Source organism: Acinetobacter sp. MD2, from assembly GCF_035615575.1.
Taxonomy (GTDB): domain Bacteria; phylum Pseudomonadota; class Gammaproteobacteria; order Pseudomonadales; family Moraxellaceae; genus Acinetobacter.
In genome coordinates, this window is the sequence record NZ_VTDK01000009.1 from 41213 (window position 1) to 54943 (window position 13731).

Below are 13731 nucleotides of genomic sequence, written 5' to 3' on the forward strand. Positions count from 1 at the left end.
ATAAATAGGGATAAAAAGTAATGATCAAGATTGAAGATGTAGTTGGATTAGGGCCTGTCATTCCAGTATTGGCATTTGATTCGGCAGAACAAGGTGAGCATGTTTCACGTGCACTGCATGCAGGTGGTGTAAAAGTGCTTGAAATCACCTTGCGTACAGCAGCAGGTCTTGCTGCGATTGAGCGTGCCAGCCAATTGGCGGATGATATTGTGGTGGGTGTGGGCACCATTACCAAGCCAGAGCACTGTGCTCAAGCGAAAAAAGCAGGTGCAAAATTTGGTGTATCTCCAGGTTTAACCAGAGATTTACATTTGGCAGCTCAGGATGCAGGTTTGCCGCTATTACCTGGCGTGATGACCCCAAGTGATTTAATCCAAGCGATTGAACTGGGTTATGACATTGTAAAATTCTTCCCTGCGCAACAAGCGGGTGGCGTGCCAATGCTTCAGGCATTTTATGGTCCATTCCCGAACTTACGTTTTTGCCCAACGGGTGGCATTACCGCAGCGACAGCACCAGATTTCTTAAAGCAACCGAATGTTGTCTGTGTGGGTGGTTCATGGTTAACCCCTAAACAGGCAGTTGCTGCACAAGATTGGGCTGAAATTACCCGTTTGGCACAAATAGCCAGTCAATTACGTGCTGAATAACGATCACTTTTAAGAAGTTTTCAAATATTGCGTCAACGTGATCATAAAATATTGATCACATTTAAGGATGGAAAATAGTGTCTTCAGTGTGAGCCTTTCACAAATTGAAGACACTCGTTTGGGCGGTTTGTCCAAATTGGATTATGCCAAGGAGAAGTGCCACATGGAGACCGTTCAGGGCGGCATGTTGCTGATTTATACGATTATTGCGATTATTGCTTTGGTGGTAATGATTGCGAAGTTCAGAATTTATCCATTTCTGGTGCTGATCATTGTCTCTCTCGGCTTAGCGTTAGCCGTTGGGATGCCAATGGGCGATATTGTTAAATCATACGAAGCGGGTACAGGGAAGACCTTGGGTCACCTTGCTATTGTGATTGCGCTTGGTACGATGCTCGGCAAAATGATGGCCGAGTCGGGTGGTGCAGAACGTATTGCGATTACATTAATTAAATGGTTTGGTGAAAAGCATATTCATTGGGCCATGATGTGTATTGCTCTTATTGTTGGACTTCCTGTATTTTTTGAAGTCGGCTTTGTACTACTCATTCCTATTGCTTTTAATATTGCGAAAAAAACAGGTAAGTCATTACTGGTGGTAGGTTTACCTATGGTGGCAGGGTTATCTGTTGTACATGGTTTAATTCCACCACATCCAGCTGCTTTGTTGGCGGTACAGGCATATCATGCCGATATTGGTAAAACCATTGCTTACAGCCTATTAGTGGGTATTCCAACCGCTATTGTTGCAGGCCCTGTGTATGCACTTTGGATCAATAAATATGTCAAATTGCCTGAAAATAATCCATTAGCACAGCAATTTGTTGATGCAGATGCGAATAGAACACGTGAGTTACCTAGTTTTGGGATTACGTTATTCACTATTTTATTGCCTGTCGCATTAATGTTGGTCGGAAGTTGGGCCGATCTTTTCTTTACACCAAAGACTTTTGCAAACGATGTACTGCGTTTTATTGGAACTTCTGATATTGCCTTGCTCATTGCGGTACTGGTGAGTTTTGTGACTTTTGGTACGATGCAAGGATTTAATCGCGAACAAATTGAAAAGTTCTGTGGTGGCTGTTTAGCTTCTATTGCAGGCATTATGCTCATTGTTGGTGCTGGCGGCGGTTTTGGCGGTATTTTACGTGACGCGGGCATTTCTAACGAGATTGTAGCTACGGCATTAAAGGTCAATTTATCTCCGTTATTGTTAGGCTGGTTAGTTGCTGCATTAATTCGCTTGGCAACAGGTTCCGCCACGGTTGCGATGACCACGGCATGTAGCATTGTGGCACCGATTGCCGCTACAGCGGGTGTTGCTGTACGCCCAGAACTCTTGGTGCTTGCCACAGGTGCAGGGTCATTAATTTTCTCACATGTCAATGATGCAGGCTTTTGGCTTATCAAAGAATACTTTGGTATGACGGTGGGGCAAACACTCAAAACTTGGTCTGTACTGGAAACCATTATTTCCGTATTGGGCCTATCTTTCACGCTATTACTTAGCACTATGTTATAAAAGGTGAATCTCCATGATTGTGATTGCAATGGGTGTTTGTGGAACAGGTAAATCATTAATTGGTGAGTTACTGTCAGAGCATTTTGCGTGTGAGTTTATTGATGGCGATAGCTTTCATTCGGCGGCGAATAAAAGCAAGATGAGCCAAGGTATTCCTTTAACTGATGAAGACCGTTTGCCGTGGTTGCAGGCAATTCGTCAGGCCATTGAAGAAAAACAACAATTAGGTCAAACAGCAGTGTTTACTTGTTCTTCGCTCAAACGAATGTATCGCGATATTCTCCGTGGTAGTGATGGAAATGTGCAGTTTATCTATTTAAAAGGTTCATTTGAGTTATTGCAGCAACGTCTTGCTGAACGAGAAGATCATTTCTTCGATCCTTCATTGTTACAAACGCAGCTCGATACGTTGGAAGAGCCAGACTTAAATGAAGCGATTATTGCTGATATTGCGCTTACACCAAAACAGATTGTTGAGCAAATCACGCAGCAACTCGGCATGAATCATCGTGTATGTCAGAATTAATTCGATACATAAACACGAGAAGTTTTAATGGCTCGTGACCTAAAGTTCGAGCCAAATCAATGCCAGTTTATAACTGGAGTTACACAAGTTAGACCTGAACGGAGTCGTTAAGGTTTGGATATATAAACAATTGGAGATAACAACAATGGGCGATTCAAATAATTTGCAACAAAAGTTTCCCGCAGTAGACGCTATTCCCGAAAATATGCGTGTTCCTCAAATTCATCAACGTGTTTCATTGGTGGATGGTGAGTTGAAGGAATGGACAGGTGAAACCAAGACCACATTATCTCCAATTTGTGCACAGCAACCTGATGGTAGCTTGGCGCAAGTTGAGCTTGGTAGTTATCCATTCATGGGCGAAAAAGAAAGTGACGAAGCATTAGATGCTGCGGTGCGTGCTTACAACAATGGTCGTGGTGAATGGCCAATGATGAAAGTTGTTGAGCGTATTGAGTGTATGCAGAATTTCATTCAGCGCATGGTGAAACAACGTGATTTGATTGTTAAGCTGATCATGTGGGAAATTGGCAAAAGTTTGGCCGATTCTGAAAAAGAATTTGATCGTACTGTGACGTATATGCGTCAAACCATTGATGCACTCAAAGACCTTGATAATGCCAACTCACGCTTTGTAATGGCTGAAGGCACAATTGGTCAAATCCGTCGTACACCACTAGGTGTGGTGTTGTGTATGGGGCCATACAACTACCCACTCAATGAAACTTTTGCAACTTTAATTCCTGCAATGCTGATGGGTAATACTATTGTCTTTAAGCCACCTCAATTTGGTACTTTATTGTTTGAACCATTGTTAGAAGCATTCCGTGACTCATTCCCTAAAGGGGTGATCAATACGATTTATGCACCAGGTTCATTGGTTGTACCGCATATGTTGGCCTCTGGAAAAGTTAACGTATTGGCGTTGATTGGTTCAAGTAAAGTTGCCGATTACTTGAAAAAGCAACATCCTAAATCTCACCGTCTACGTGCAATTTTGGGACTAGATGCAAAAAATGCGGCGATTGTTTTACCAGATGCTGACTTAGATTTAACCGTTAAAGAATGTCTGCTTGGTTCATTATCGTTTAATGGTCAGCGTTGTACTGCGCTTAAAATGTTAATGGTACATCGTTCAATTGCCGATGAATTTACCAAGCGTTTAACCACTGAATTGGCGAAACTCAAAGTAGGTATGCCGTGGGAGCCAGGTGTCTTTATTACGCCATTACCAGGTCTGCACCGTACTGCTTACATGACAGAAGTGATTGACGATGCCGTGGCGAAAGGCGCTAAAGTAGTTAACCCAGAAGGTGGTGAACATTGCAAAACCATGTTCTATCCAGCAGTGGTTTACCCTGTAACAGAAGAGATGAGACTGTATCGTGAAGAGCAGTTTGGTCCAGTTGTGCCAATCTGTGTTTATGATGATGTTGAAACGGTACTTGATTATGTGACAACGTCTGATCATGGTCAGCAGGTGAGTATTTTTGGTAGTGATGCTGAGCAAATCGGTCGTTTGGTTGACCCATTAGTTCATCAGGTTTGTCGTGTGAATATTAATGCACAATGTCAACGTGGTCCAGACGTGTTCCCATTTGGTGGTCGTAAAGACTCTGCAGAAGGGACATTGTCAGTGCATGACGCACTGCGTGCTTTCTCTATTCGTTCAATGATTGCAACCAAACAGACAGATGACAATAAAGGTTTGTTGGCCTCTATGGTGTCTGAGCATTATTCTACATTTGTGAATACCGACTTCATTTTCTAAGTTTGTATTTTAAAAAAACCAGCCTTTGGGCTGGTTTTTTTATGACTGAAACTTTGCATCATCAAATAAAAATGCCTGAAATTGTTCAGGCATTTTTATTTAAATCACGTATTATTTCATGGCTTAATGGCGAATTTGACCATCGCCAAACACAATCCACTTTTGTGAAGTTAAACCTTCTAAGCCCACAGGGCCACGGGCATGAATTTTGTCAGTTGAAATACCAATTTCTGCACCTAAGCCATATTCAAAACCATCGGCAAAACGGGTTGATGCGTTAATCATCACTGAGCTTGAGTCTACTCGAGCCAAAAATTGGCGTGCAAGGGTGTAGTTTTCTGTCACAATCGCATCGGTATGGTGCGAGCCATATTTGTTGATATGGCGAATCGCTTCATCCATATCTGCTACAATTTTAATGGCTAAAATAGGCCCTAGATATTCGGTATACCAATCATCTTCAGTTGCGGTGATGATGTGATCGCCCAAGATCGCTTTAACCGCATCACAGCCACGTAGTTCAAGCTGTTTGGTAGCATAACGCTCGGCAATTTGTGGTAAAAACTCTTCTGCAACCGCTTGGTGCACCAATAAGCTTTCCATGGCATTGCACACCCCATAGCGATGGGTTTTGGCATTAAAGGCAATGTTCAGTGCTTTGGTTAAATCTGCTTGTGCATCGACATAGACATGGCAATTGCCATCTAAATGTTTAATCACAGGAATGCGTGCTTCTTGAGTGATGCGTTCAATCAAACTTTTGCCACCACGTGGAATAATCACATCGACAAATTCAGTTAATGTAATCAGTTGCCCAACAGCAGCGCGGTCTGCCGTCGCAATTACTTGTACGGCATGTTCAGGTAAGCCTGCTTGTTGCAAGCCTTGCTGAATTGCAGTTGCAATGGCTTGGTTGGCATTAATGGCTTCTGAACCACCCCGTAAAATAATGGCATTGCCCGATTTAATGGCCAAAGATGCAGCCTCTAAGGTCACATTCGGACGTGATTCGTAAATCATGCCCACAACACCCAACGGGACACGCATTTTTCCAAGTTGGATGCCCGATGGTCGATAGGCTAAGTCTGTAATCTCACCAATCGGATCAACTAACGTCATCACATCTTTTAAACCTTGTAACATACCGGCAAAGCGTGCGGGGTTGAGCTCTAGTCGATCGAGTAAGGCGCTATCAAGTTGTTTTTCACGCCCATTGTTCATGTCAATTTGGTTGGCAGCTAAAATTGCGTCTTGCTGTGCGTTTAAGCAATCATAAATGGCTTGTAGTGCAGCGTTTTTAAGCTGTGTTGATGCACTTGCGAGCACTTGTGATGCTTCACGTGCCTGCTGTCCAACGTTATGCATGTATTGTTCGATTGACTGTTGCATCTTGGCTAAAATCATGAATAAGATAGCTTTGATAGTAACAGTCTATGCTGTGAAATTGAACTATTTACAGATGTTTTGCTAAAAATAAAGCCAACATCGTTGATGCTGGCTTTAGGTTGTGATGCAATAAAATTAAGCAAAGCTTTGTTTAAATTGTTCAATCTCAGCTTTAACGCTTTGCCATTTTTCACCTAAGCTTAATTGTTCTGTAATTTCAATATTTGGGATTTTGCCACGCATCCGTTCTAAGCGGTTTTGGTCTGGTAATGGTAAGTTTTCAATACCTTTTAGAGCCAGAATTGCCGCTTCTCGGTCATTGCACACCAAACCCATATCGCAACCTGCTGCTAATGCAGCTTGGATTCGTGCATCTGCACCACCTGCAACACAAGCGGCTTGCATGGTTAAATCATCAGAAAATAAAACACCGTTAAACTGTAATTGTTTGCGTAAGATTTCTTGAATCCAATAGCGAGAAAAACCAGCAGGATTCGAGTCGACTTGTGGGTAAATCACATGGGCGGGCATGACTGCATCTAATTCAGACATGAGCTGAATGAAGCTTTGCATATCTTTATCATAAATGTCTTGGTAGCTACGCATATCTACTGCGGCAGCTACATGTGAGTCGGCTTTGACTGAGCCATGCCCCGGAAAATGCTTGCCTGTGGTGGCCATACCTGCGCTGTGCATACCTTGCATAAAAGCTTGGGCAAGCTCAGGAATATCTTCAAGGTTTTTAGAAAATGCTCGGTCACCAATCACATCACTAATATCGTTAATGTCTAATACAGGTGCAAAGCTAAAATCAATTCCCACTGCAAGAACTTCGGTTGCCATCAACCAACCACACTTTTCTGCCAATGCAACGGCTTGTTCAGGTTGTGCTAAATAATATTCGCCAAAATGCCCCATAGCAGGCAAGCGTGTAAAGCCTTGTTTTAAGCGTTGGACACGTCCACCTTCTTGGTCAACGGCAATTAAAAGTTCAGGACGAATGCTTCGAATATGATTGGTGAGCGCGCGGACTTGCTGTGGTGATTCAATATTACGCGCAAATAAAATTAAGCCGCCCACCTGTGGCGCTTGTAAAATCGCAATATCTTCAGGGCAGAGACTTGTCCCTGCAATATCTAACATTAAAGCGCCAATCATAAGGAATTCCGTGAAGTGAGTTTGAGAAATAATTTAGATTTTGCAATGAATTGCTACATTTTGTCAGCACAGAATATGATAAAACTACACGACAGAACATAAATCATTTGATTAAGATATTGAATCTTATCAGTCTTCATGACATTTCTTGTATGAGAAAGATGATAAAGCTGTTATTCCACGCAAAAAGCGTCGTAATCTAAATTTTGGTGAACTCCAAGGAAGTATGATTCGTCTATGAAACTTCAAAAAATTGCATGTGCAGTTGCATTGGCAACCAGTAGTTTGTTTTTGACTCACACGGTTAACCAAGCCTTTGCTGCAACCAACACCGAAGCTGTGGTACAAAACATACAGCCGACACAGGCGCAAAAATTAGTCACACGCGAATTGGCAACGTTAATTGACCGTCAACATTATTTGAATATGCGTTTAGATGCGGCAACGTCAAGCCGTATTTTAGGGATGTATTTAGACAGTCTTGACCCTGACCACACCATGTTTTTAGCATCGGATATTGCCAATTATAAAAATAAATATGGGGCAAATTTAGGTGCTGCGTTAAAAATCGGCGATTTAGACCCTGCATATAGCATCCATGCACAATACCGTGAGCATTTAAAAGATTTTTATCGTTTTATGCTTGCAGAGCTGAAAAAGCCACAAAATTTGCATCAAAAAGATATTTATATTGATACTGACCGTGAAAAAGCCGCCTATTTCCAAACACCTGCGGAACAACAAGCGTATTGGCGTAAAATGTTGGTGTCACAACTAATCAATTTAACCATTAGTAAACAAGAAGATTTAGCCAAACAAGTTGCATTAAAGAAAGATCCATCTTTGGCGAGTGGTCAAGACTTAGCGAGTTCAGAAGATTTAACCCCTGAACAGACCTTAACCAAGCGTTATACGCGTCAGCTCGAACGCATTAGTCGTATGAAAAGCGATGATGTGCTCGATAAAATTTTGAATGCGATGACTTTAAGTTATGACCCGCATAGTAATTATTTTCCACCTTTAGATGCAATGGAATTGAACCGTCAAACCACGTTGCAGTTAGAAGGAATTGGCGTTGCGATTCGTCCTGAGCGCGGCAATGAAGATTACACCAAAATTGAAACCATTGTTGATGGTGGCCCTGCGGGTAAATCTGGGCAAGTCAAAACGGGGGATCGTATTGTTGGTGTGGCCCAAGATGGTCAGAAAATGGTTGATGTGATTGGCTGGTCAAGCCAAGAAATTGTAGGACTCATTCGCGGTAAACGTGGTACCAAAATTACCCTAAAATTGTTGGGTACGGGTGCATCAATGAGTCAAGCACGCGTTGTGACTTTGGTGCGTGATGTGATTAAAGAGGATGATCAAGGCGTACAATCAAGAACAGTTAATATTACTCGTGATGGTAAAACGCATACCTTTGGTGTAATTGAAATTCCATCTTTTTATTTGAACTATCGTGCCCGTCGTGATGGTGCAGATTATCGTTCGGTTGCAGATGATACCAACAATGCGCTTAAAAGCTTGGCTGCTAAAAACGTAGAAGGAATTATTATCGACTTACGTAATAATCCAGGCGGTTCTTTAGAAGAAGTTGCGAAGATGATTGGGCAAGTGATTAAGTCGGGGCCTGTGGTTCAAATTCGCGATGGTAATGGTAACGTCAGTGTGTTTGAAGACAATGATGGTGGGCATCAAACCTATGCAGGGCCATTGGCAGTTTTAGTGAATTTGGCTTCGGCATCTGCAAGTGAAATTTACTCTGCTGCAATTCAAGATTATGGTCGTGGTGTGATTATTGGCAGTACCACAACGGGTAAGGGTACAGCGCAAATTCAGCTTGATTCTTTGGCTTATGGCCAAGCAACCTTAACGCAACGTAAGTTTTATCGCATTACAGGCGGCAGTACCCAAAACAAAGGTGTAATTCCAGACGTAAAATTGGTCGATATTTGGAATGACCAATTTGGCGAACGTAAAGCGAAATATGCACTGAAGTGGGATACCATACCAACTGCACCGTTTAAACGTGAAGGTTCGGTACAGCCGTATGTTTCTGCTTTAGATCAACTTTCTGAGCAACGAGTGAGTAAAGACCCACAATTTACGTATTTAGAAAAACGCCGTGTATTGTCGAAAAAAACCGATGATGATAAACGTGTGGTACTTGATATTGATCAGCGTAAAGCACAGATTCATAGTTTAGAGCAACAAAGCTTAGATGCTGAAAATCAACGCCGTACAGCAACAGGTTTAAAGCCGTATAGTAACTGGGAGAGTTATCAGGCTGCGTTGGATGGTTTAGGCGAAGCACGTGCCAAAATGAAAACTGCACAACGCCCACCATTGCCAGAGGACGAAGCCTTTGTGCAAGAAGCAAGTAACGTATTACTTGATTATGCGAAGCTGCAAACAACAAAACCGATGCGGTAGTTTGTGTTATCAAAACCTGCTTTTAAAGCAGGTTTTTTTATGGATTAAATTGAATTTTAATGTCACCAGAACTGGTCTTAATTTTCATGGTTTAAAAATAATTTTGAGTCTCTATAGTTTTAATCATTGTTTTTAAAAAGAAAAATAGAGTTTTAATTTTTGGGGTTTAGTGTTAAGGTTACGAATATATATTCAAAATATTAATTAGTATTCTACTTAAATTTGGCCAATACAATAAGCGCTATGAATTTTGGAAAGATGAAATGAGCATATTTCAGCATGACGCAACCTTTGTCATCGGTTCTATCATCATCGTCACGCTGATTTGTTATATCAGTATAGTGATACAGCAGTTGTTATTGAAGACAAAAACAAAACAACATATTGCTCTAGGAATATTTGGTAGCGGTATGATTTTTGGCCTAATGATTTGGGCAATTCTGGTTGCTAACTTGTTTATTGTGCAAATGATCATTGGACAAACGATTCAGTTTGGCTTCTTGCTTAGCTCATGTGTGGTTGCATTAGCTGTTTCTACTTTTACGATATGGATTACTCGTCAAGCGCAATTCTCATCAGGCTTATTGTTATTGGCAACGGGTATTTTAACTGGTGGTTATTGGGCGAGTTATGAGTTCGCAGCATACGCACTTTTGCCGGTATCTATTTTTCATGTTCCTTTGTTGGAAACACGGATTGTTGCGATTTTATCTGCAAGTGTCAGTATGATGGCGACTTTATGGTTGATTTTTAAAGCCAAGGAAATTCAATCTTTGGTGATGATAAGATGGATGATTGCACTTTTATTAAGTTGCAGTTTGTTATTGATTCAATCTATTTATATGCCAAGTTTAGAAGCACTTTTTCAGCAACATTTTTTATTGGTTGAAAATACACGTATTTGGTCTTGGGGGACATATCTTGGGATTGGCTTCATCGCGGTGATGGTATTGTTTTTATCTTGGTTTGAAAAATGTTTAATGCATTTGGAAAATCGGTTATGGACAAGCGAGAAAAAACTCACCCACTTTATGCAACACGATACGCTGACGTTATTGCCAAATCGCATGTACTTGAATGCCTATGTACAGCCACTATTTGCTGAACATTGCTTACATAAACAAAATGCTGCTTTCATTAGTATTAATCTAGATCGTTTCAAAGCGGTGAATGATGCTTTTGGTTATGCAATTGGTGATGAACTCTTGCTTATGTTTGCACGTCGTGTTTCATCACTTTTGAATAATAAACAAACGCTATTTCGTATAGGGAGTGATGAATTTCTATGCGTTTTTGAGCGATGTTCTGTTGTTCAGGCTGAGCAGTTTGCACAAAAAATATTAGATTCAGTCAGTCGAGCATTTGTGATTTCAGGGCGCAATATTAATATTACCGCAAGTCTTGGCATTGCAATGTATCCTGAGCATGGGCAAAGATTACAAGAACTTTTGATGCATTCAGACATGGCGACATTAGCTGCGAAATCTGAAGGGCGTAATACCTTTCATCTGTTTAATTTTGATTTAGTGCAGTACGAAGAACGGCATCAATCTAAATTAATTAATGACTTGTTCCGTGCAGTAGAAGAAGATCAATTTATTTTGTTTTATCAACCAAAATTTACTGTCGATGAACAGGTCTGTGGTGTTGAGGCATTGATTCGTTGGCAACATCCGAAGCTGGGATTGTTAGCGCCAAATATGTTTATTCCCGTTGCTGAAACAACAGGGCTGATGGTTCCTTTAGGTTATTGGGTGATGGAGCAAGCATGTCGGCAACTTCAAGATTGGGATTCTAAAAAACTTAATTTTTATCCAATTTCGATTAATTTATCTGCCGTACAATTTGAACATAAGGGGCTGATTGCGAGATTACAAGAGTTAATAAAGCGGTATGCAATTCGGCCGGAGCACTTGATTATTGAAATTACGGAAAGTACGGCAATGCATAACATTGAGTTTAGCATTGAAATTTTTAGGCAGATTCGAGCGTTAGGTATAAAACTTTCGATTGATGACTTTGGTACAGGGCATTCTAGCTTTGTATATTTAAAAGATTTGCCTGTGAACGAATTAAAAATTGATCGCGCATTTATTCGCAACCTAACAATTGGCTCAAAAGACGAACTGGTTCTCGCCAGTTTAATTCAATTAACGCAAAGTTTGGGTTTGGCTGTTACGGCTGAAGGTGTGGAAACAGAGTCACAGTTTGAAATTCTGAAAATGCTTGGTTGCCAGCAATTCCAAGGTTTTTTATTGGGTAAGCCAATGCCAAAAGAAATGCTTGAATTACAAAATTAACATAATCGTGCATTCGACCTTTTAGATGTTTCTAGTGTAAATCAAAATAAAACCTTAATTTTGATATGATGACCCAAAACTTTATTTTTTGTCGTTGTATTTTTGTTGCTTTAATGCGCTGTATTTTCAATTGCTTAGCATTCATTTTACATGAAATTTCATGTATTTTCGAACATAAATTCAACTAAAAAAGTCGATAGTTTATACTTTTTCTCGCATAAATAAATCTCATTTAAATTAATTTATCAGTTAAGTATTTGATATATATTTAAAAAAATCAATTCTTAGTTGGTGTTTTATTTCAATATAGAGATAAAATGTATTAATTATAAAATTATTGATAATTGGTTCATGTTTTTGTTTTTTTTTGCAGAATTTTGGTTTATTCTTGTGAGATAAATCACAATAACGGTATAAAACAATGAATAAAACATATCGCTTGATCTGGTCAAGTGTGCAAAATGCATGGATTGCTGTGTCTGAACTAGCAAAAGGAAAAACCAAATCATCAGCAATGACTTCGAGTCAACCATGTAATCATCAATTGAAACCAATAAATTGCCGATTTTTTAAAATGACAAAAATGGTGTCATTTATTATTTTGGCATCTGGAACTTTTACAACTTCTTTAGTCCACGCAGGGGCAGGCATTTTTATTAATGATGGTACTGATAATGGCTGTACTTGGACGTATGATCAAAATGGAGTTAATCTTTTAGGGAACTATAATGGTACTGGAGCACCAGGTGCTAGTAATAGTGTAGTAATGGGAGGAGGAGCGTCTCTTCCATCAAATGCGGGTCTAGGTGGGAACGCAAACACTACATGTATTGCAACAGATAGGGCTACTCAAACTACAAGAGTATTATTTTATGGAAATGGTACCAGTTCAAATAGTTTAACACTGGGTGGTGATGCCTATGTTAATAGTGGAAATTTAGGTTTAGGTGGTGGGCAAACAGGCACTTCTAAAGGTTCTTTACGTATTGGTGGTGGTGCTTCAAGTTTAAATGGTTTAGCTGGAGTTGGTACATTAGGGCAAACTTCTGGAACTTATGCGATTGCAATTGGTGGTGGGGAAACAAATGCGAATGCAACAGTTGCTTCTGCTGATCAGTCTATAGCAGTAGGTTATAATGCAAAAGCTTCGATTGTTGACAGCATAGCTTTGGGCCCTAATGCAACCACAGTAGCTTCTGTCAATAGTGCTCTTCCCCAAACAATTAATGGAAAATCTTATACTGCAATAGGTACAGCAGCCACAGGTGTGGTGAGTGTTGGTTCTGCTACAGTAAAAAGACAAATACAAAATGTTGCAGCTGGTCAGGTCATAGCTTCTAGCACAGATGCAGTGAATGGCAGTCAATTATTCAATACAAATACTGAGCTAGCTAAGGTTGCAACAGATACAGCTGTGGCTTTAGGTGGTGGTGCTGCTGCTGGTACGAGTGCAGGAGGTATTACTGCGCCTAGTTATAATCTAACAACTGATCCATCAACAGGGACAAAAGTAACAAGCAATAATGTAGGTGGTGCATTGACGAGTTTAGATACTGCGGTCAATAAAGCAATTACGTTTACTGGGAATGCTAGAAAATCAGGTGATACAACTGATGTTGTTCGTAAGCTTGGAAATAATATTAACATTAGTGGTTTAGCAAGCACTTCAGGTACATTTAGCGGTGCGAATATCAAAACAGTAACGGATCAATCAGGTTCGATTTCAATCCAAATTGCGGATGCACCGAACTTCTCTGGCACGGTAACTTCAACTGGCCAGCAAGTAAATGGCAATAGTATTATTACTGGTACATCTACGATAGGTAGCGGTGCGAATGCAGTTACCTTGTCTGGTACAGCAAATGGGTTGGATGTTGGTGGTAAAAAGATTACCAATGTCGCGAATGCTGTCAATGCAAACGATGCGATCAACAAAGGTCAGTTAGATGCAGCGACAGCAGCATCAAGCAGCAAAACCGATGCAT

General features: G+C 40.6%; 9 protein-coding genes. 7 read left to right on the forward strand and 2 right to left on the reverse strand.

Annotation, left to right across the window (positions count from 1 at the left end):
• Nucleotides 1-20 precede the first annotated feature (20 nt).
• The 4 genes from eda (at nucleotide 21) to FXN70_RS11160 (ending at nucleotide 4469) form a co-directional block, all read left to right on the forward strand.
• Nucleotides 21-650, forward strand: coding sequence for a bifunctional 4-hydroxy-2-oxoglutarate aldolase/2-dehydro-3-deoxy-phosphogluconate aldolase (gene eda / locus FXN70_RS11145; RefSeq protein WP_324647538.1), 630 nt, complete (start codon nucleotides 21-23; stop codon nucleotides 648-650).
• A gap of 163 nt (nucleotides 651-813) precedes the next feature.
• Complete coding sequence (locus FXN70_RS11150; protein ID WP_324647539.1) at nucleotides 814-2172, forward strand: gluconate:H+ symporter; 1359 nt, start codon at nucleotides 814-816, stop codon at nucleotides 2170-2172.
• 13 nt (nucleotides 2173-2185) lie between these two features.
• On the forward strand, nucleotides 2186-2698 hold the full coding sequence (locus tag FXN70_RS11155; protein WP_324647540.1) for a gluconokinase: 513 nt from the start codon (nucleotides 2186-2188) through the stop codon (nucleotides 2696-2698).
• Between the two features lie 145 nt (nucleotides 2699-2843).
• The gene (locus tag FXN70_RS11160; RefSeq protein WP_324647541.1) at nucleotides 2844-4469 is read left to right on the forward strand and encodes an NADP-dependent glyceraldehyde-3-phosphate dehydrogenase; all 1626 of its coding nucleotides are present in this window, start codon (nucleotides 2844-2846) and stop codon (nucleotides 4467-4469) included.
• A 123-nt stretch (nucleotides 4470-4592) separates the two neighbouring features.
• On the opposite strand, the gene FXN70_RS11165 is transcribed toward FXN70_RS11160, so the two are convergent.
• Entirely contained in the window at nucleotides 4593-5858 is a 1266-nt protein-coding gene (locus tag FXN70_RS11165) for a glutamate-5-semialdehyde dehydrogenase (protein ID WP_324647542.1), read from the reverse strand.
• A 132-nt stretch (nucleotides 5859-5990) separates the two neighbouring features.
• The gene (gene nagZ, locus FXN70_RS11170) at nucleotides 5991-7013 is read right to left on the reverse strand and encodes a beta-N-acetylhexosaminidase (protein ID WP_324647543.1); all 1023 of its coding nucleotides are present in this window, start codon (nucleotides 7011-7013) and stop codon (nucleotides 5991-5993) included.
• Between the two features lie 237 nt (nucleotides 7014-7250).
• Here nagZ and FXN70_RS11175 point away from each other — a divergent pair, with 237 nt between their 5' ends.
• The 3 genes from FXN70_RS11175 to FXN70_RS11185 form a co-directional block, all read left to right on the forward strand.
• Nucleotides 7251-9446: a carboxy terminal-processing peptidase gene (locus tag FXN70_RS11175; protein ID WP_324647544.1), complete on the forward strand. Its 2196-nt coding sequence runs from the start codon at nucleotides 7251-7253 to the stop codon at nucleotides 9444-9446.
• Between the two features lie 263 nt (nucleotides 9447-9709).
• Nucleotides 9710-11746, forward strand: a complete 2037-nt coding sequence (locus tag FXN70_RS11180) for a bifunctional diguanylate cyclase/phosphodiesterase (protein ID WP_324647545.1) — start codon at nucleotides 9710-9712, stop codon at nucleotides 11744-11746.
• A 421-nt stretch (nucleotides 11747-12167) separates the two neighbouring features.
• Nucleotides 12168-13731: ESPR-type extended signal peptide-containing protein (locus FXN70_RS11185; protein ID WP_324647546.1), on the forward strand; the 1564-nt coding region annotated here is incomplete at its 3' end.

What these genes read in the sequence shown, in the direction of transcription:
- eda (WP_324647538.1), top strand. Translation starts at nt 21, where the DNA reads ATGATCAAGATTGAAGATGTAGTTGGATTAGGGCCTGTCATTCCAGTA.
- FXN70_RS11165 (WP_324647542.1), bottom strand. Translation starts at nt 5,858, where the DNA reads ATGCAACAGTCAATCGAACAATACATGCATAACGTTGGACAGCAGGCA.
- FXN70_RS11155 (WP_324647540.1), top strand. Translation starts at nt 2,186, where the DNA reads ATGATTGTGATTGCAATGGGTGTTTGTGGAACAGGTAAATCATTAATT.
- nagZ (WP_324647543.1), bottom strand. Translation starts at nt 7,013, where the DNA reads ATGATTGGCGCTTTAATGTTAGATATTGCAGGGACAAGTCTCTGCCCT.
- FXN70_RS11160 (WP_324647541.1), top strand. Translation starts at nt 2,844, where the DNA reads ATGGGCGATTCAAATAATTTGCAACAAAAGTTTCCCGCAGTAGACGCT.
- FXN70_RS11150 (WP_324647539.1), top strand. Translation starts at nt 814, where the DNA reads ATGGAGACCGTTCAGGGCGGCATGTTGCTGATTTATACGATTATTGCG.
- FXN70_RS11175 (WP_324647544.1), top strand. Translation starts at nt 7,251, where the DNA reads ATGAAACTTCAAAAAATTGCATGTGCAGTTGCATTGGCAACCAGTAGT.
- FXN70_RS11180 (WP_324647545.1), top strand. Translation starts at nt 9,710, where the DNA reads ATGAGCATATTTCAGCATGACGCAACCTTTGTCATCGGTTCTATCATC.